19 protein-coding genes are annotated in these 18,298 nt (G+C 71.8%); 3 read left to right on the top strand and 16 right to left on the bottom strand.

What is annotated here, in order from left to right; genetic code table 11:
* Positions 1–91: 91 nt before the first annotated feature.
* A complete protein-coding gene (locus tag K1J60_RS41735) occupies positions 92–820 on the top strand; it encodes a glycoside hydrolase family 75 protein (RefSeq protein WP_220650763.1) in 729 nt (242 codons plus the stop codon).
* Positions 821–1,082: 262 nt separating this feature from the next.
* On the opposite strand, the gene K1J60_RS41740 is transcribed toward K1J60_RS41735, so the two are convergent.
* The 3 genes from K1J60_RS41740 to dhaK form a co-directional block, all read right to left on the bottom strand.
* Positions 1,083–1,493: a PTS-dependent dihydroxyacetone kinase phosphotransferase subunit DhaM gene (locus tag K1J60_RS41740; protein WP_220650764.1), complete on the bottom strand. Its 411-nt coding sequence runs from the start codon at positions 1,491–1,493 to the stop codon at positions 1,083–1,085.
* Positions 1,486–2,100, bottom strand: coding sequence for a dihydroxyacetone kinase subunit DhaL (dhaL, locus tag K1J60_RS41745; protein WP_220650765.1), 615 nt, complete (start codon positions 2,098–2,100; stop codon positions 1,486–1,488). The genes K1J60_RS41740 and dhaL overlap by 8 nt, the downstream gene beginning before the upstream one ends.
* A gap of 89 nt (positions 2,101–2,189) precedes the next feature.
* The gene (gene dhaK / locus K1J60_RS41750) at positions 2,190–3,182 is read right to left on the bottom strand and encodes a dihydroxyacetone kinase subunit DhaK (RefSeq protein WP_220650766.1); all 993 of its coding nucleotides are present in this window, start codon (positions 3,180–3,182) and stop codon (positions 2,190–2,192) included.
* A gap of 831 nt (positions 3,183–4,013) precedes the next feature.
* Here dhaK and K1J60_RS41755 point away from each other — a divergent pair.
* A complete protein-coding gene (locus K1J60_RS41755; RefSeq protein ID WP_220652009.1) occupies positions 4,014–4,196 on the top strand; it encodes a hypothetical protein in 183 nt (60 codons plus the stop codon).
* A 229-nt stretch (positions 4,197–4,425) separates the two neighbouring features.
* On the opposite strand, the gene K1J60_RS41760 is transcribed toward K1J60_RS41755, so the two are convergent.
* The 11 genes from K1J60_RS41760 to K1J60_RS41805 all read right to left on the bottom strand — a co-directional run bounded on the left by K1J60_RS41760 (position 4,426) and on the right by K1J60_RS41805 (position 15,572).
* Positions 4,426–5,382 (bottom strand): alpha/beta fold hydrolase, encoded by a 957-nt coding sequence (locus tag K1J60_RS41760; RefSeq protein WP_220650767.1) that lies wholly within the window; start codon positions 5,380–5,382, stop codon positions 4,426–4,428.
* A gap of 67 nt (positions 5,383–5,449) precedes the next feature.
* The gene (locus K1J60_RS41765; RefSeq protein WP_220650768.1) at positions 5,450–6,313 is read right to left on the bottom strand and encodes a class I SAM-dependent methyltransferase; all 864 of its coding nucleotides are present in this window, start codon (positions 6,311–6,313) and stop codon (positions 5,450–5,452) included.
* The gene (locus K1J60_RS41770; RefSeq protein ID WP_220650769.1) at positions 6,310–6,501 is read right to left on the bottom strand and encodes a hypothetical protein; all 192 of its coding nucleotides are present in this window, start codon (positions 6,499–6,501) and stop codon (positions 6,310–6,312) included. The genes K1J60_RS41765 and K1J60_RS41770 overlap by 4 nt, the downstream gene beginning before the upstream one ends.
* A gap of 58 nt (positions 6,502–6,559) precedes the next feature.
* Entirely contained in the window at positions 6,560–8,452 is a 1,893-nt protein-coding gene (locus K1J60_RS41775; protein ID WP_220650770.1) for an ABC transporter ATP-binding protein, read from the bottom strand.
* 39 nt (positions 8,453–8,491) lie between these two features.
* The gene (locus K1J60_RS46490; RefSeq protein WP_259408151.1) at positions 8,492–8,617 is read right to left on the bottom strand and encodes a hypothetical protein; all 126 of its coding nucleotides are present in this window, start codon (positions 8,615–8,617) and stop codon (positions 8,492–8,494) included.
* Position 8,618: 1 nt separating this feature from the next.
* Positions 8,619–9,233: a hypothetical protein gene (locus K1J60_RS41780; protein ID WP_259408369.1), complete on the bottom strand. Its 615-nt coding sequence runs from the start codon at positions 9,231–9,233 to the stop codon at positions 8,619–8,621.
* Positions 9,234–9,235: 2 nt separating this feature from the next.
* On the bottom strand, positions 9,236–11,155 hold the full coding sequence (locus tag K1J60_RS41785) for an alpha/beta fold hydrolase (protein ID WP_220650772.1): 1,920 nt from the start codon (positions 11,153–11,155) through the stop codon (positions 9,236–9,238).
* A 115-nt stretch (positions 11,156–11,270) separates the two neighbouring features.
* The gene (locus K1J60_RS41790; RefSeq protein WP_259408152.1) at positions 11,271–11,540 is read right to left on the bottom strand and encodes a hypothetical protein; all 270 of its coding nucleotides are present in this window, start codon (positions 11,538–11,540) and stop codon (positions 11,271–11,273) included.
* 219 nt (positions 11,541–11,759) lie between these two features.
* Positions 11,760–13,190, bottom strand: coding sequence for a phytoene desaturase family protein (locus tag K1J60_RS41795; RefSeq protein WP_220650773.1), 1,431 nt, complete (start codon positions 13,188–13,190; stop codon positions 11,760–11,762).
* 246 nt (positions 13,191–13,436) lie between these two features.
* A complete protein-coding gene (locus K1J60_RS41800) occupies positions 13,437–14,783 on the bottom strand; it encodes a sensor histidine kinase (RefSeq protein WP_259408153.1) in 1,347 nt (448 codons plus the stop codon).
* A gap of 99 nt (positions 14,784–14,882) precedes the next feature.
* Complete coding sequence (locus K1J60_RS41805; RefSeq protein ID WP_220650774.1) at positions 14,883–15,572, bottom strand: response regulator; 690 nt, start codon at positions 15,570–15,572, stop codon at positions 14,883–14,885.
* Positions 15,573–15,827: 255 nt separating this feature from the next.
* Between K1J60_RS41805 and K1J60_RS41810 the strand changes: the two genes are divergently transcribed.
* Positions 15,828–16,130 (top strand): response regulator transcription factor, encoded by a 303-nt coding sequence (locus tag K1J60_RS41810; RefSeq protein ID WP_220650775.1) that lies wholly within the window; start codon positions 15,828–15,830, stop codon positions 16,128–16,130.
* Between the two features lie 181 nt (positions 16,131–16,311).
* On the opposite strand, the gene K1J60_RS41815 is transcribed toward K1J60_RS41810, so the two are convergent.
* The gene (locus tag K1J60_RS41815; protein WP_259408154.1) at positions 16,312–17,433 is read right to left on the bottom strand and encodes a sensor histidine kinase; all 1,122 of its coding nucleotides are present in this window, start codon (positions 17,431–17,433) and stop codon (positions 16,312–16,314) included.
* On the bottom strand, positions 17,430–18,107 hold the full coding sequence (locus K1J60_RS41820; protein ID WP_220650776.1) for a response regulator: 678 nt from the start codon (positions 18,105–18,107) through the stop codon (positions 17,430–17,432). The genes K1J60_RS41815 and K1J60_RS41820 overlap by 4 nt, the downstream gene beginning before the upstream one ends.
* Between the last annotated feature and the right edge of the window lie 191 nt (positions 18,108–18,298).

Consider the following 18,298-nt stretch of genomic DNA (forward strand, 5'->3'; position numbering starts at 1 on the left):
CGTCCGGCCCCCTCCCGGTGGCCGTCCTCTCCGACCCGCACCACCTTTGGGTGAGTGTCCGTCATGTCCCCCCAGGAGAGGGTCCCTCATCGTGCGTGTCCGCTCGTTGACGCTGGCCGCCGTCGGCGCCGCCCTGCTGGCCCCCGTCGCCCTGCCCGCCCTGGCCCATCCGCAGCGTCCCGTGCAGTACGAGGGCGGTGTGACCGCCGCCGACCTGCTGGCCAGGGCGCGTGGGTGCGTCCGGGTCTCCGAGGGGCTGTACAGCAGCGACGCGGGGAAGCCCGCCGAGATCCCCGTCTGCGGTGTCGACGGCGCGGTGTACTGGAAGGCCGACATGGACATCGACTGCGACGGCCGGCCGAGTCCGCGCTGCAACCGCGAGACCGACCCGTGGTTCCAGCCCGCCACGTCCTTCCTGCAGTCCGACGGACGCTACCTCCGCTCCGAGAGCCTGCCGTTCGTCGTCGTTCCCGCGCCGAGCCGCGTCTGGGACTACCGGGTCCACGGCATCAAGGGCGGTTCGGTCGCCGCCGTCGTCCACGGGGACCGGGTCGAGTACGCCGTCGTGGGCGACACCGGCCCGCAGAACATCATCGGCGAGGCCTCCTACGCCACGGCCGAGGCGCTCGGCATCCGCCCCGACCCGCGCACCGGCGGCACCGCCTCCGGAGTCACCTACATCGTCTTCGAGGACACCGAGGTGACCCCGATCGAGGACCACCAAGCGGCGGTCGAGCTGGGCGGCAAACTGGCCCGGAAGTGGGTGGAGGGGGCGGTGATGCGCCGAGGCGCGACGATGCGGGGCGGGGCGACGAACTGACGTCACCGACCGGGGGCGAGGGAGCGGGGGAAACGCTCCCCGTCGCCCCGGCGCGGCCGACCGACCACACCCGGGTCCCTAGCCGTCCCCTAGCCGAGCGACAGCCGGTCATCTTCCGTGCGAGCCGGTCACTTCTGTGCGAGCAGCCGGTCACTCCTTCCGGGGCCCGCCGCCTGATGGGGCGGCGGGCCCCGGAAGGAGTGTGCCGGGCGTCGGCTGGCGCCGGGAGGAGGCGTCTCCCGGGTTGCGGTCGAGTGGAGGGTCACTCCTTCCGATACGTGTACGCCTCCGAAGCCGCGGCCGCCACCGCCGTGAGGTCCGCGCCCGTCGAGGCCGTGACGACCGCCGCGACGGCGCCCTCCACGAACGGGGCGTCCACCAGACGCGTGTCCGCCGGGAGTTCGTCGCCCTCGGCGAGGAGCGCCTTCACGGTGAGGACCGCGCTGCCGAGGTCGGTCAGGACCGCGACCCCGGCGCCCCGGTCGACGGAGGCGGCCGCCGCCGAGATCAGTTCGGCGCTGGTGCCCAGGCCCCCGTCCTCGGTGCCACCGGCCGGGGCGACGGGAACGAAGGCGCCCGCACCGGCGAGCCCCCGCGCCAGCTCGGCCACCGAGGCGGCGACAGCGGCGCTGTGCGACACCAACACGATGCCGACCCGCTTCTCCTCAGACATCGGCGGCCTCCGTGTCGGCGGTGGTGGCGAGAGCCGCGATCAGCAGCGCGGCGGAGGTGGCACCGGGATCCTGGTGGCCGATGCTCCGTTCGCCGAGATAGCTGGCCCGGCCCTTGCGGGCCTGCAACGGTGTGGTCGCCGAGGCGCCCTCCTCGGCCGCGGCCCGCGCGGCGGCGAACGACTCTGCCAGCGCGTCGACCGCCGGGACCAGCGCGTCGACCATGGTCTTGTCCCCGGGTGCCGCCCCGCCCAGCGTCATGACCGCGTCGACCCCGGCGCGCAGCGCGTCCGTGAGCTGGGCCTCGCTCACCTCGGCGGCGTCGCCGAGCGCCTTGCCGGTCCGGCGCAGCAGGGTGCCGTACAGCGGGCCGGACGCGCCGCCGACGGTCGAGATCAGCTGTCGTCCGGCGAGCACCAGGACGGCGCCGGGTGTGTCCGGAGCCTCCTTCTCCAGGACCGCCGCCACGGCGGTGAACCCGCGGTGCAGATTGCTGCCGTGGTCGGCGTCCCCGATCGGCGAGTCGAGCTCCGTGAGCCGCTCGGCCTCGCGCTCCACCGAGGCCGCGGTTGCCGTCATCCAGCGACGGAAGAAATCGGCGTCGAGCACGGAATCTCCTTGCGTGGTCAGTGAGTTGACGGGTGGTGAGGGGTGCTGCCGCCGAGCCCCGCCATGCGCGGCCGTCCCTTGCGGACCGCTCACACGCCCCAGCGCAGACCCGGCGTCCGCACCGGAGCGTCGTACAGCCGCAGCAGTTCCTCGTCGACCTGGCACAGCGTCACCGACGCGCCGGCCATGTCGAGCGAGGTGACGTAGTTGCCGACGAGCGTGCGGGCCACGGCGACCCCGCGCTCGGTGAGTGCCCGCTGCACCTCCGCGTTGAAGCCGTACAGCTCCAGCAGGGGCGTGGCGCCCATGCCGTTGACGAGCAGTAGCACCGGGTTGCGGGGGCTCATGTCGTCCAGGACGGCGTTCACCGCGAAGTCGGCGATCTCCCGCGAGGTCATCATGGCGCGCCGCTCACGACCGGGCTCACCGTGGATGCCGACGCCCAACTCCAGCTCCCCGGCGGGGAGATCGAAGGTGGGGCTGCCCTTGGCCGGGGTGGTGCAGGCGCTCAGGGCCACGCCGAAGCTGCGGGAGCTCTCGTTGACCTGCCGGGCCAGCGCCTCGACCTGCTCCAACGGCTGCCCCTCCTCGGCGGCGGCCCCCGCGATCTTCTCCACGAACAAGGTCGCGCCCGTGCCGCGCCGCCCGGCGGTGTAGAGGCTGTCGGTGACGGCGACGTCGTCGTCGACGAGGACCTTGGCGATCCGGATGCCCTCGTCCGCGGCGAGCTCGGCGGCCATGTCGAAGTTCAGCACGTCACCGGTGTAGTTCTTCACGATGAACAGCACCCCGGCGCCGCTGTCCACGGCTGCCGCGGCCCGCACCATCTGGTCCGGCACGGGGGACGTGAACACCTCCCCGGGACAGGCCGCCGACAGCATCCCGGGTCCCACGAACCCACCGTGCAGCGGCTCGTGCCCCGAACCGCCCCCGGAGACCAGCCCCACCTTCCCGGCCACCGGCGCGTCCCGCCGTACCACCACCCGGTTCTCCACGTCCACGGTCAACTCGGGATGCGCGGCCGCCATACCCCGCAACGCGTCCGCGACGACACTCTCGGCTACGTTGATCAGCATTTTCATGTGTGCCTCCCGGTGAGGTTGGTCGGTGTGCTCATGACCTGCGTGTGGCCGGGTCGGAGCTTTCTCCATGGTCCGTCAGATCTCTTTGGTCGTGTCGAGCGTCAAGCGACGAGTGCGAGTGCGAGTGCGAGTGCGAGTGATGAGTGACGAGCCTCGTCGTCGGAGCAGGGTGTGTGCGCACAGCAGGTTGCCTTCCGTGACGGTCGGTGGCGAACCGAGCGTAGTGCTGGGCCAGTTGAGTGCGATACCGGGCGCGGGTCGACAGATCCGGCAGCCCGGGGGAGCCCACCAGGCGCCGGTGGTACCGCAGTGGCTTCTCGTGCCCGCTTCCGCCCGCACTTCGCATACACCTGCTCGTCGTGGATCAACCAGGTCGAACGTCCGGCTCGCCGAGCCGGAAGGACACCGCCTCCGACGCGGAGTGGTCCGCTCCGCGCGGGCGACCTGCCCCGTCCTTCGAGTCGGCCGCCGCAGGCCCCGGTCCACCCGGCTCGCTCGCCACGCCGTCGACAACATCCTCCATCCAGGGGCCCGGGCCTGCCATCGCACCGGAACCGGCGCGGCGCATGCGACTTCGAGGGCGGAAGACGACCGGGCGCTGCCGGGAGCCGGGCCCACCGCCGTGCGGGGCTCGTACCCCCGGGTGGCGGGGGTGGGCCGGGCCTTCGTCGGATCCTCCGGCCCGGGTCGGCCCACAGCCTGGACGCATGCCCCGGAACGCAGACGACACGGTGGTCGTCCCACCGGGTACCTCGTCGGCCGAAGCCCCGGTGGGCGAGCCGAGCACCCGCGCCCGGGACCAGACGTTCCCAGGCAGGGCGCCTGATCGGCGTGGAGCTGGCGCGGGGGCTCGCGGTCTTCGGGATGTACGCGGCACACCTCGGTCCCGACCCCTCCGAAGGCGGCACCACCGGCTTCCTCGTGGAACAGTTCAGCGCCCGCCCGGTCGGCATCATCGGCGCCGCCGCCACCGCGCCCAACGGCGACCTGCACCAGGCCACCCTCACCCCCTGATCCCACCCCGACCCCGATACCGGCTTCTCGGCCACCGCGGCAACAGACGGGCATGGCGACGAGGTGATCACCCCCCACCGCCGCATCGAACACCCTGGATGCCGGCGCCCGTGTCACCGCTCTCGGCGCGTTTCTGCCGGGCCGCTCGGACGAGAGCCCCGCGGGTCGACGGCGGTCGCGGTCCTGATGTATTCACCATTCGCCCGGGACGCCCACTCGCTGAGCGCCGTCACCCCGTCAGAAAGTCGACGAGAGCCGCGTTCACCTCGTCCGGGCGCTCCTGCTGCGTCCAGTGTCCACAGCCGGGCAACTCGACGGGCTCGCCCCGAAGGCTGGGCATCAGGTCCGGCAGGGCCGCGATGAGTTCGGGCGTGCCGGGGAACGCGGGCACCAGATCACGGTCGCCGTAGACGAACAGGGCGGGCGGGGTGACGCGGGCGTGGTGCCAGGGTGCCGTCAGCTCCCAGTTGCGGTCGAGGTTGCGGTACCAGTTGAGTGCTCCGGTGAAGCCCCGGGAGAAACTCTCGGTGAGGACGTCGAGGTCGTCCTCGGTGAACCACTCCGGCAGCGCCTCGGGGTCCGCGAGCGTCGTGAGCCAGCCCCGCTCGGGATCGACCAGGGGCTGCCTGTCCTCGCCGGTGACGCGAGCGTCGCCGGAGGCCCAGTAGAAGATCTTCCGCAGCGTGGTGCGGGGGTCCTCGGCGAACTCGGCGTCGGCGACACCCGGGCGGTTGAAGTAGTTCCAGTAGAAGCGGCCGCCGTACCTCTCCTGTGCCGCCACCAGCGGAGGCTGCTTCCCCCGGAAGGGGGGCGGCACGCTCAGGCCGGCCACCCCGAGCACCATGTCCGGCCGCAGCAGTGCGGTGTGCCAGGCGACCGGCGCGCCCCAGTCGTGTCCCACGACGTACGCCTTCTCCTCGCCGAGCGCCCGGATCAGCGCGACGACGTCGCCGACCAGATGGAGAATGGTGTACGCCTCGACGGCCTCGGGGCGGTCGCTGTCTCCGTAGCCGCGCTGGTCGGGGGCGACGACGCGGAAGCCCGCCGCGGCCAGCGGGTCGAACTGGTGGCGCCAGGAGTACCAGGACTCGGGAAAGCCGTGCAGAAGCACCACGAGGGGGCCGGCGCCCTGCTCGGCGATGTGCAGTCGTACTCCGTTCGCTTCGATCATTCGATGCGCAACCATGCGAACGAGCGTACGCGTCGGGGGATCCGGGTCCCGGTGGAGCCTGGCCGCCCTCCTGGTGTGGTTGTCAGGGCTTGACGTAGGAGCAGATGGCCAAGGGCGAGTCCGGGCCGTACGGGGCCGCGTCGGCCGGCCAGTCGCCCCAGCGGCGTTCGGGTTCGAGGCCGGCGGCGCGGGCGTAGGCGTCGAATTCCTCCGGCGCGGTCAAACGGGAGACCTCGGTGCCCACCCGGGTGGTGCCGTCGGACTCGTACCAGACGTGGGAGAGGTGCCAGAGGGACCCCTCGGGGAAGAGCAGGGAGTGGCTCTGCAGACCGGTGCCGGGTTCGGGGTAGGGCGTGAAGTACGTGGCGCGGGCGCGGCCTTCGTGCAGGGCGAGGACGGCCGGCTTGTTGTGGGTCTCCACGACCAGTCGGCCGCCGGGGGCGAGCAGGTCGGCGGCGCGCCGCACCGCCTGCTGCTGCTCCTCGGGGGTCAGCAGCATGGAGAGGGTGGCGCAGATCGCGTACACCAGCCCCACGGTGCCGTCGGCGGTGTAGGTGCGGATGTCGGCGTGCACGGGCTCCACGGGGGTTTCCTCGGTGAGGTCCCGGCGCAGCAGGGCGAGCATCTCCGGGGAGGAGTCGACGCCGGTGATCCTGCCGACCCGGCGGGAGAGCGGGAGGGCGATGCGCCCGTTGCCGACACCGAACTCGACCGTCCCCGTGGCCGGGTCGGGGTGGAGCGAGGCGAGGAGATCCACCTCGGCGACGACGGACGCGTCGTCGGGGAAGAGCCGGTGGTACCAGCCGTCGAACTGCCGTCCGTAGCCGATGTCGTCGACGATGCCGGTCGTCGTGGTCCGGGTTGCTGTCCCGGTCCGGGTGGTCGCGCCGGCCGTGGGGGTCTTGGTCAGGGTGACGGACGTGGTGGACGTGGTGGACGTGCTCATGGGTGGTGCCTCCGCTTCTTGGGTGGGGTGGTCCTCGGATGGGCGTTCCTTCTGGCCTGGGAGCAGGCCCCGAGCAGCACCACGAGGGCGACGCCGAGGACGGCGGGGGTGCTGACGGCCCGGGTGGTGATGAGGAAGCCGACGATGCCGAGGGCCACCACGAACGGGATCAGCAGGAAGTCGTTCATCAGGTTCTCCTTTGGGGGAGGTCGTTTCGGGAACTTCGTTCTCCTGTCGGGTCTTCGGTCAGGACGCCACGTCGCTCAGCGCCTGGAGCCGGGCGAGCCGGCGGTAGAGGTCGCTGTGGCGGTGGAGTTCGTCGTGGGTGCCGACGGCGTGCACCCGGCCCCGGTCCAGCACGACGATCTGCTGGGCCTCGGTGACGGTGGACAGCCGGTGGGCGATGGCGATGACGGCGCAGAAGCCGGAGATCATGGCGATGCTGTCGCGCAGCGCGTTCTCCGACTCGGTGTCGAGGTTCGCGGTGGCCTCGTCCAGCAGCAGGAACCGGGGCGCCTGCAGCAACGTCCGGGCGATGGCCAGGCGTTGTCGCTGACCTCCCGACAACCCCGCGCCCCGATCGCCCAGTTCGGTGTCGAGGCCGTGCGGAAGCGCGGCGATCACCTCGGTCAGGTTGGCCATGCGCAGCGCCTCGGCGATGTCCTTGTCGTCCGCGTCCGGCGCGCTGTAGGTGAGGTTCTCGCGGACGGTGCCGCGCAGCAGCGTGTGGTCCTGGTCGACATAGCCGACGATGGACCGCAGCTGGTTGAGCGGCAGATCGGTGATGTCCGTCCCGTCGATGCGGATCGCCCCGGACACCGGGTCGAAGAGCCGCTCGATCAGCTGGAAGAGGGTGGACTTGCCGCCGCCGGAGGGACCGACGATGGCGGTCAGCCCTCCGGGCGGGACGCTGAAGGAGACCCCGTCGAGGACCATCTTGTCGCTGCCCGGGTAGGAGAACCGGACACCGTCGAAGCGGAGTCCGGGCTCGTAGTCGCGCCTGAGCGGGCGGACACCGCGCGGCCGTTCGGCCGACGGTCCGCCGACCGCGTCCGTCTCGACCTCGATCCTGCCGAGCTCCGCGAGCCGGTCCACCGACGCCCTGCCGATCTGGAACTGCGCGATCGACTCGAACAGCGTCAGCAACGGCGCCACCAGGTAGAACAGGTAGAGGATGAACGCCGTCAGATCGGCGGTGGGCATCGCCCCGGTCGCCGTGCGGGCCGCGCCCAGACCGATGACGACCGTCAGGGCGAGCTGGGTGCCGATGCTCATGGTCGGGTCGAGCAGCGACGACATCACCGTCACCTTGATCCCCGACTTCCGGGCTCGCCGGGCGATGGCCGCGATCCCCTCGGCCTCCCGGCTCTCGGCGCGGGAGGCCTTTACGGTGGGCATCGCCCCCAGCACCCGCAGCAGGGCGGAGCCGAAGGTGCCCAGGTCGGCCTGGTTGAGCACCGACACCCTCCGCACCCCGCGTGCCAGCCAGAGCGAGACGGCGCTCGTCACGCCGAGGCAGGCCAGGGTCGCGGCGAGCAGCACGGTGTCGATCCAGGCCATCAGGGCGATCCCGCCGATGACCAGGAAACTGTTGTTGAGGATGCTGTCGATGGCGTGGGTCATGGTGGAGCGGGCGAGCATGGTGTCGCTGACCATCCGGGAGAACACATCGCCCTGCTGCAGTCCGCTGTACGCCTTGAACCGGGAGCGCAGCAGCCGCGAGGCGAGCGTCCGGCGGATGTCGTAGACGATGTTCTCGCCGGCCAGCCCGATGACGTACGAGTGCAGTGCGCCCAGAGCGGCGTCGGCGATGAACAGCGCCGCGCCCACCAGGATCGGGCCGGTCACCGAGCGTCCCTCGCCGACGGCGCCGACGAGTTGGCCGATGACCGCGGGCTGGGCCAGGGAGGTCCCGGCTCCCACCAGGCCGAGGAAGATCCCGAGCAGGACCAGCCGGCGGTGACGGCCCATGGCCCGCCAGGGTTTGGCTCCCTCGCCCCACAGCAGGTGCAGATTGAGCTGGGGGACCGCCCGGTGCCCGGCCCGCCGCCCGCCACCGGGCCCGCCCTCCTTCGCCAGGTTCACCGGGGGGTCCTGCGGGCGGGTGTGCCGCCCCCGGCCGGCCGGAAGGTCACTCATCCCGGGCCCTCGGCCCCATGGCGGCCGTCCGTACCCGGCTCACTCGTGTTCCCTCCCTTCCTCTTTCGCTTCCGCCTGGGACCTGCGGATCCGCAGGCCCGCCTTGAGCAGTCCGAGCGCGAATATCAGCATCGCGAGCAGGATGAAGGGGATGGCGAAGTCCATGTCACACCTTTGCGGGAGTCTTGGCCGGGGCCGACGTCAGCGGGGTGCCCGGGGCCTGCGGGTCGAGGGGAACGAACGGGGAGACGAACATCAGCTCGGGACGGTGGCGCGTGTCGAAGCCGGTGGCCCGCGCCAGCGCGAACTGGAAGCCCCGTACTTCGTCGGCCGCGAGGCCCTGGGACCTGATGAGGAGACGCAGGTGCTCGGTGACCATCCGGTAGCCGGGGACCCGGGAAGCGGCCTCGAAGCCGCCGAACTCGAGGGTCGGGAGGATGTCGGCGCACGCGTCGGAGACGCCCTTGTCCGCGCGCCGGGTGGGGAACCACACGATGTGCTGGGGCTTGCGCGTCTCGGTCGTGAACCCGTCCCGCCAGGGCGAGGCGTTGCCCTCCGCGTCCACCGTGCGGTACAGGAAGTGGCTGTCGTGCATACAGGGGTTGGGGGCGAAGAACCGCCAGTTCGGTACCAGGGACAGAACGTCCTTCGTACGGAACCGGGAGAACTGTTCGAAGGGGTGCTGGCCCGCGAAGGTGACGACCAGCATGGCGGCGCCGGCGATCCGCCAGGCCGCGCCCTCGCCGGTGAACGGGTTCTTCAGCGGAAGACGTCGCGGCATGCTCACCGGGAGGCCTCCTTCCTGAGGGTGACGGATCGGGTGGACCGTGCCGCGCGGGGGCGCTCGTCGAGGTTGTGGAAGAAGGCGAGGACACGGTCCGTCACCTGGTGGGCGTAGCGGCTGTTGATCAGCAGGGTGTCGTGCCCCGCCCCCTCGATGACCACCGTCTCGGTGGGCGCCCCCCGGTGGGCCTCGGCCAGTTCCCGGTGCATCAGCAGTTGTTCGGGGTCGCGGTCCACGGTCCGCTGGGCCGAGATCACCAGGCAGGGCACGCCCTCGATCGGAGCGAGTCGACCGGGGAAGGCCTCGAAGTCCTCCCGCAGCGCCGTCCATTCACGGCGTGCCGCTTCCCACATCCGCGCGTCGGAGTACTGGGCGAAGACCTTGTCCTGGTAGGCGGCGGGGAGTTCCTTGATCCACCACGGGCGGGTGAGGAGGGCCCCGGTGCCCAGCCGCAGGGCTCGGCTCATGGAGGTGAAGGTGCTGCCCAGGCCGGCACCGGTCACCCGCTGCTGGGCGGACCGGTGGAACTGGTCGGGGTGCGAGGAGTCGAGGTACACGACGCCGTGCACCCGGTCGCCGAGGTGCGTCACCGCACGGCGGGCCAGCTCGCCGCCGATCGAGTGGCCGACCAGGACCACCTTGCGGTGCGGTGCCACGGCCCCGTTGACCAGGTCGACGAGGTCGTCGACGGACTCCGTCAGCCGGTAGGCGGTGGTCGCCCTGCGGTGGCTCCCGGCGTACCCGGCGCGGGCGTAGGTGATGACGCCGTACGAGGTCTCGTAGGCCAGGCGCTCGCTGATCCAGGCGTAGTGCTCGCTGGTGGACAGCAGACCGGCGGCGAGCACGAAGACCGGCCGGTCGGCGTCCCCGGCGGCCATCTCCTCGTACTGGAGCCGGTTGCCGTGGCGGGTCGTCAGCACTCGGGAGGTCCGCCAGCCCTCGGTGGCGCGCATGCGCCGGTGCACGGCGGTGACGCCCGCGGCCGCCGTCGCACCCGCGAGCAGGGTGAGGGCGGCGGGCAGGGCGCGGTCGTCGCGTCCCGCCACCGCGGGGTGCGTGCGGGGGGCCGCGGTGTAGGCGATCAGCGGGTGCATCGCGGGGAACGCGGTGGCGAACCTGCCGAGCCCCATGAAGTAGCCGTTGGCGAGGTGGAACGCGGCGGCGCTCGCGAGGACGGGACGGGTCAGTCGGCCGCCCTTGAGATAGGCGAGCGGGAAGAGGCATTCCAGCGCCAGCACACTGTGGGCGAGCAGCTTGGCGGCCCGGGGGTTGTTCCGGATCCAGGTGTGCATGCCCTCGTGGCCGTAGGTGTGCGTGCGCATCACACCCGGAAGGGCCGAACCGTCGCGCCAGTCCGGGCCGAGCAGCTTGACCCAGCCGGAGACCAGGTAGGAGAGGTTGGACTGCAGGGCGACGTACCACATCAGGGCGTCCTTGGCGGCCGGCGAGGGCACCAGACGGGCGCCGCCGGTGGCGAGCTGTACGAGGGTCGCCACCTGGTCGGCGCCGTCGCTGCCGTAGTGCTGGCGGGGGCCGAGGAGGGCGGAGGTCGCACCGAGGAAGAGGCTGCCGGCGCCGCGCCAGGGGGACCTGCCCGGCAGCAGCATGGCGGAGGCGACCGCGGCCCGTGTGACGTGCAGAGCCGTCGTGGTCCGCCGTCCGCTGGCGATGTCGATCACTCGACGCAGCAGGGGGTTCGCGTGCGCGACGCTGTCCTTGGCGATGTCCCAGTCGTTCATGCCTCCCTTGTCCATCTCATGGCGCTGGCTGAGGTATTCGAGGGACGAGGTGAGGCTCGTCGCGGCGGCCAGCCGCTCCGACAGGCCCAGCGCGCGGTCCCGGCCGACCGGTATCGGGCCGAGCACCGCGGAGGCGACCTTGTCCGGGACCGCAGAGGTGATCCTTCGGACGAGTTTCATGGAACCTCTTTTCCTGGTACTTTCGAATGCGTTTTTTGAGTACGGCGGAACCCGCTGCCGGACCAGAACAGCCCTCTGGTCCGACAGCGGGTTCCTATGCGATCACCGTCGGTCGTCAGACCGCGGGCGGCGTACCGCCGACGGCGGCGAGCGCGGCCTGGTTCTGGGCGTTGGCCTCCGCCGCCAGGTTGTTGGCCTCCGCGGCCTGCGCGACACCGACCGCCGCGGTGGCGGCCGCCGCGAGGGCGCCGACACCCTCGGCCGCCTGGGCGATGCGGCCGATGCGGGCGATCCGCGGGGTGCCCAGGGTCGGGCGAGCGGCGACGTAGACGACACCCTCGACGGGGATTTCCACGCTGTTCAGCGCGTTCTCGATGCTGCTCATTTCTTTCATCCTCTCGCATTCGGGACTGCGGAAGTTCTTTTCTTCCGGTGCCCTTCTGGAGAAAACATTAGGGCCTCTCCGGCCGTCTCCACATCGATAAAAATGCCTATTGTTGAAAGCCGTCCTTCGCGCCGGGGCATCACCCCGTGGACGCGGAAAAGGCCCGGACCGATTCGGTCCAGGCCTTTCTCAGGAATGTCGCGGCCGGCGGCTGCCGGGTCATTCTCGACCGTGCCGTCGCCGGAGATGACGCAGGGCGGACGCGGCGGCGTTCGCGCCGCACATGCCGTGGGCGCCGGCTCCCGGTGGTGACGCGGCGGAGCAGATGTACATCCCCGGGACCCCCGTGCGGTACGGGTCGAGGGCCACCCGGGGCCGCATCACCAGCTGGAGGGCGGTGTTCGCCCCGGTGACGACGTCCCCGCCGACGTAGTTCGGGTTGTAGTCCGCGAAAGCGGCGGGCGGGCGGACGGCCATGTCGAGGACACGTTCACGGAACCCCGGCGCGAACCGTTCGATCTGCCCGATGATCGCCTCGGTCGCGTCGCCGTCGTAGCCGTGCGGAACATGTGCGTAGGTCCAGACGGGATGGAGGTCGCCCTTCGAGCGGCTCGGGTCGGCCAGGTACTGCTGGCCGACCAGGACGAAAGGCCGTTCCGGCATGCGCCCGGCCTGGATCATCCGCTCGGTGTGGGCGACCTCCTCGAACGTTCCGCCGAGGTGGACGGTGCCCGCCCGACGGGCCGCCTCGTTGGTCCAGGGGACGCCGCCCTCGACCGCGAAGTCGGCCTTGAAGGCTCCGGGCCCGTGGCGGAAGCGCCGGTAGGCCCGCGCGACGCGTCCCGGCAGCCGGTCGCCCAGGATGTCGGCGACGGCGCGGGGGGCGAGGTCGAACAGGACCACGTCGGCCGGGGGCAGATCGGCCGAGGCGCACACCTTCACTCCCGTCTCGATCCGGCCGCCGAACTCGAAGAGCTGTGCCGCGAGCGCGTCGCTGATCGCCCGGGATCCCCCCGCGGCCACCGGCCAGCCGTGCCGGTGACCCGCGGCGACGATGGTCAGACCGACCGCGGCGCCGGCCGGCAGGTGGAAGGGGCGGAAGGCGTGCGCGGCCACACCGGCGAAGAGCGCGCGGGCGGCCGGCGACCGCCACAGCCGGGCCACCGCGACGGTGGGCAGCAGGGCCCGCGACCCGAAGGCCGCGAGGCGCAGCGGATGGCGCGGCACATGCGGGAGCGGCAGCATCAGATCCTCGGCCAGCGCGTCGAAGCCGTCCGCGAGCGGCCCGAAGAGCCGCTGCCAGCGGCGTCCGTCCACTCCTCCGAGGCCGTCCGCGGTCTCCTGCACCGACCGGTGCAGGACGCCGGCCTCGCCGGAGTCCAGGGGGTGCGCGCAGTCGATCTCCGGCAGGCACCAGGTGAGGCCGTGCCGGCCGAGGTCGAGGTCGCGCAGGAACGGCGAGGCGACGGCCATGGGATGCGTTGCGGAGCAGTGGTCGTGCAGCAGCCCGGGGGTCAGTTCGCTGGTGCGGGTGCCGCCGCCGATGGTGTCGGCGGCTTCGAGGACGGTGACGTCCACGCCCTCCCGGGCGAGGAACACGGCGGCCGCGAGACCGTTCGGACCGCTGCCCACCACGACGGCCGTAGTCATAGGTCTTCCGTGCCTCCTCGATGACGGGCGCCGGGCCTGGGCCCGCGCGCGGCGGACGGGAGACGACCGGTTCCGAAGCGGTGTGCGGAAACGGGGACCGGGCCCTCGAAAGAGCCCGGTCCGCGCCGATTCACCACTCTGCGGGACGTGGGGAAGGCCGTCCCGGCGCCTTTTGGTTCTCAGACGATAGAGGGTGGATCGGCCGGGCGCGATTCGCAGAATTGCCTAATTCACGCCCCCGATCGACTAACTCGCGTCCCAGCTCATGTCCGGCTCGGGTTCCGCGTGCGCATTCGGCTTCGCATGACGCCCGGGTTGCCGGCGGGATCCCGGACCCGATCCCGCGGCGTCCTCGGCGCCGGGGAGCACGGCCGGTGGGAGTACCGGGAAATGGGCGATGATCCACCAGCCCCCGTCGTCGGCCGGGCCCGCCGTCAGGGAGCCGCCGACCGTCTCCACGCGCTCGCGCAGCCCGATCAGGCCGTAGCCCCCTCTGCCTCCCGTGGGACGGGAGACCCGCCGCTCGGGCCCCTCGTTGTACACGTCGACCCGCAGCAGGTCGTCGCGGGTGCGGTGGACGCGCACCGTGGCCTGGGTGCCCGGTGCGTGCCGCCGTACGTTGGTCAGCGCCTCCTGGACCACGCGATGGACGGCCGAGCCCACCTCGGGCAGCAGACCGCTTCTGCGGGCGGCCCCGGTGATCTCCAGCTGGGCGGTCGAACCGTCGCCCTGGTCGCTGAACTCCGAGACCAGTTTCGCGAGTTCGGCGTACGGCTCCTCGGGACGTTCCAGGGAGACCTGCTCGCCGTCCTCGCGCAGCACCCGGATCAGCCGGCGCATGGAGTCCATGGTCCGCTGCCCGGCCTCGGCGATGTTGCCCAGGATGGGCCCGACCTGGTGGGGCGCGCTCTCGTGGACCACACCGGCGGCGTGTGCCTGGGCGATGATGCCCGTCACATGGTGGGCGACGAAGTCGTGCAGTTCCCGGGCGAGTTGGATCCGCTCGGCGAGCCGTACGGCGGCGATCGTGCGACGGCGCCGGGCGTCCAGGGTGCGCAGGTAGCACCCCGCGCCGATGGCGCCGCCGACCGCGAACGTCAGCAGGAACGGGTAGGTGAGGGTGATGCTCGTGCCCCCGGTGCGCAGGGGTTCGTCGATGACGCTGGCCCCCATCGCCGCGGCCAGCGCGAGGGCGACCCGGGGCCGGGCCACGTGGCGGCAGGTGCGGGCGAGCAGGACCAGCATGCACGCCGTCTCCAGCAGCCCCCACTCGGGCATGGCCCAGCCCATCAGGGACGTGCCCAGAGTCACCGTCGTCGAGACGGCCGCGCAGAACCCCGTACGCCAGGTGATGCTCAGCCGCGATTCGGGCACCAGCACCAGAGCCAGCGCGACGGGGCCCGTCACCAGCGGCAACCAGTCGAGGGGGCCCCGTTGCTGCGACACGATGATGCCCACGTCGAGCAGCCACAGCACGCCCAGCGCCGGATACAGAGCGCGGTGGTCCAGCCGTCGCGCGGGTAACCGGGGGCGGCCGTGATGGTGCGGCTGGGTCGCTCGTGCCGAGAGTGCCGCGAGTGACGAAGTTGTCATACAACCGGAGGCTAGGCATGCACATGCTTCCCCGGCAGGGAGTGGATCGATGTGTGGGCAGCGTCATAGATCGATTACAGGGCGCTCACCACATCCCCGTCACCGCCCTGTCCGTACCGTCCCGTTGGCCCAGGCCCACGCGGCCACCTCGACGCGGTTGCGTACACCGAGCTTGTGGTGGATGTGACCCAGGTGCGTCTTCACGGTGGACAGCGACAGACAGAGCTCGTCACTGATCTCCTGGTTGGTCCGGCCCACCGCGACCAGCCGGGCCACCTCCAACTCCCGTGCGCTGAGCGAGGATTCGGGCACGCCGACACCGTCCACCGGGACCGCCGCCCGCTCCTCCAACTGCTTCAGCAGCCGGACCGTCACCGCGGGGGAGACCAGCGCGTCACCGCGTGCGGCCGCCCGTACCGCCTCGATCAGCAGCGCGGGCGCCGCGTCCTTCAGGAGGAAGCCGCACGCTCCGTTGCGCAGCGCGACGTTGAGGTAGTCGTCCTGGTCGAAGCTGGTGACCACCACGACCTGGGTCGGGTGCGTGGCCCCCGGCCCGGCGAGCAGCCGGGTCACCTCCAGCCCGTCCAGCTTCGGCATCCGGACGTCCACCAGGCACACATCCGGCCGCAGCGCGCGCGCCAGCTCCACGCACGCGAGCCCGTCGGCGGCCTCTCCGATCACCTCGATGCCCTCCTGGGCGTCGAGGATGAGACGGAAACCGGCCCGGATCAGATCCTGGTCGTCGGCGATCATCACACGTGTGGGGGTGTGGCTCACGCGGCCGAGCATGCCATGGATCATCCGGCCGGTCCGGCGGTCCGGGGAAGCCGGCCCGCCAAGCCCCCTGCCGAATCGGGCAGTTGGTGCTTACCCGGCGAAAGCTCCGCCCCGGAGGGTGGGACCGAGGCCGATCGGCCGATGACTACTGCCCGGTATCGGTCGAACGGTCGATGGCCGGTGCCCGGATGTCACGGAAGAGTCACAGCGCAGCAGATGAACGGCACGCGGGGTCCTCGACCCCCACTTCGGACAAGGCAGGCACCCATGGCATTGGACAGCTCCGGCCGGCTCAGCGCCCGGGAAATGGAGATCCTCCTTCTGGCGGCCCACGGCATGTCGGACGCGGACATGTCTCGTCAGCTGTCGATCTCGGTTCGCACAGTGGCTTCCCATATGCGCAGCATCCGGGAGAAGTTGTGCGCGAAGAACCGTACACACCTCGTGGTGACCGCACTGCGCGCGGGAATCCTCGCGCTGCGGACGGACCGGATGGACCGCCTCGACGAAACGTTCCGCTTGACCGGGCGCAGCGGGGTCCGGCCGCCGCGACCCGTCGGCATCGCGTAGCGGGTGAGCGTGTGCCCCGGGCCGGTTGGTGCGGCCCGGGGCACCTGCGCGTCAGCCGCCGGTCCTCGGCAGCAAGGAGATGATCCTGCCGCGGGGCGATGGCCGACGCGGTGGACGCGGAGAGCCTCTCCCGGGACTGCGTCCCCGGCCCGGCCTCGACCCGGGGCCGGGCCGCTACCGCTCACGGCGCGCCGTCGACCGGCAGCTCCAGACGCAGCTCGTAGCCGCCGTCCCGCAGATGCCCGGAGGTGACCGTCCCGCCGAGGAGTTCGGCGCGCTGGCGCAGACCGATCAGGCCGTGGTGGGCACCCGGCAGCGAGAGGGCCGGGCGGCTGGGCGCGGTGTTGGTGACGGTCGCGCGCAGCGTGCCGTCCCGCCGGCGCACCCGGATGGTGGCGGTGGCACCGGGAGCGTGCTTGCGGATGTTGGTGAGGGCTTCCTGGACGGTGCGGTAGACGGCGCGCTGGACGGGCGGCGGCAGGTCGGCCGGCAGGTCCGTCCGCAGGTCGGTGTCGATGCCGCTGCCGGCGACCAGCCGGTCGAGGTCGGCGAGGGAGGGCTGCGGGGTCAGTTCGGTGGGGCGGCTGCCGGAGGCCCGCAGTACCCCGACCATGTGCCGCAGCTCGTCCAGGGTCTGCACGCTCAGCAGCCGTATCGTCGCCGCCGCCTCCTTCGCCTCCGTGTCCCGGCTGCCGACCTGGAGGGCTCCCGCGCGCACGGCGATCAGACTGACCTGGTGGGAGACGGCGTCGTGCATCTCCCGGGCGAGCTGGGCGCGTTCCTTCGCCAGGACGCTCTGCGCGATCAGCAGCCGCTCGTGCTCGCGCGCCTCGGAGACCTCGACGAGACGGAGCGACAGCTCCCGTCGCGCATGGACGAGCTGCCCGAGGAAGAGGGGAGCGGTCGCCTGCGCCACGCTGTAGGAGAGCGGGATCAGGGCCTGACGGTCGTCGAGGTCGGTGAACTCCGGTGACGGCCACGACCACCACGTCAGGTCGCAGACCGTGAACCCCAGCGCGCACACGGCCAGCGGCACCCGGTGGTGGGTGCGGGAGGCGAGGGTGTACAGCGCCACCAGCGTGGCGAACACCGCGTCCGTGAACAGGGCGGTCGGCAGGGTGAGCAGAAAGGTCGGCAGCGGCAGCCCGCGGCGCATGACGAGCGCGCAGGCCGCGAGCAGGGCGGCGGCCGGCTCCTGGGGATGATGGGGGCCCACGTCGTGGATCCACACGTCCGTCAGGGAGACCGCGACGAGCACGGCGTCCGTCATCCACACGCGTGGGGCGCGGGAGGGGGCCCTCATCCGGCCTCCCGTCCGCCGCCGGCGGAGCGCGGCCGCCTGAGCAGACCGGCACGCTCGGCCAGCAGCGCCGCCTGCACCCGGCTGCCCACCTCCAACTTGGTGAGGAGCGCGCTCACATGGTCCTTGACCGTGCCGGTGCTCAGGTGCATCCGGTCACCGATGTCGGTGTTGGACAGCCCCTCCGTGATGAGGACCAGGACGTCCCGCTCACGTTCGGTCAGCCGGTCCACGAGCCGGACGGCGGCCTCCCGGGGCCCGTTGTCCAGGTACCCGTCGACCACGGTCCGGGTCACCCGGGACGACAGGACGACCCCGCCGGCCGCCAATGTCCGTACGAGATAGGGCAGTTGCTCCGGGTCCGTGTCCTTGAGGAGGAAGCCCGCGGCTCCCGAGCGGAGAGCGGCCGCCACGTACTCGTCCATGTCGAAGGTGGTGAGCATGGCCACCACCGGCGGGCGGGCCAGTCTCCTCAGTTCGGCGAGGACCGTGAGCCCGTCCACATCGGGCATACGGATGTCCAGCAGGACGACCTCGGGGCGCAGCTCCCGTACGGTGTGGACGGCCCGGCCACCGGGGACCGCCGCGACCACGTCGATGTCGTCCGCGGAGTTGAGGATGTGCTCGAAGCCCGTACGGATCAGGGCTTCGTCGTCGACCACCAGTACCCGGATCACCCGTGCCCCGCTCGTCGTCGGACCACCACTGGACTTCTGCTGGAACCGCTACGACGTCCGAAGTCGCCGCCTGGTTCCCATTCCTCCCCATTTCCGGTCACCTGGCGGGGGTGGCTCCGGCTGGTCGGCGGGAGAACGTCCAGCCACCCGCCGGATGGAGACGCGCCCCTCGCGCCCCCGACGCTGAAGGC

The sequence above is a fragment of the Streptomyces akebiae genome (assembly GCF_019599145.1).
GTDB classification, from domain to species: Bacteria; Actinomycetota; Actinomycetes; order Streptomycetales; family Streptomycetaceae; genus Streptomyces; species Streptomyces akebiae.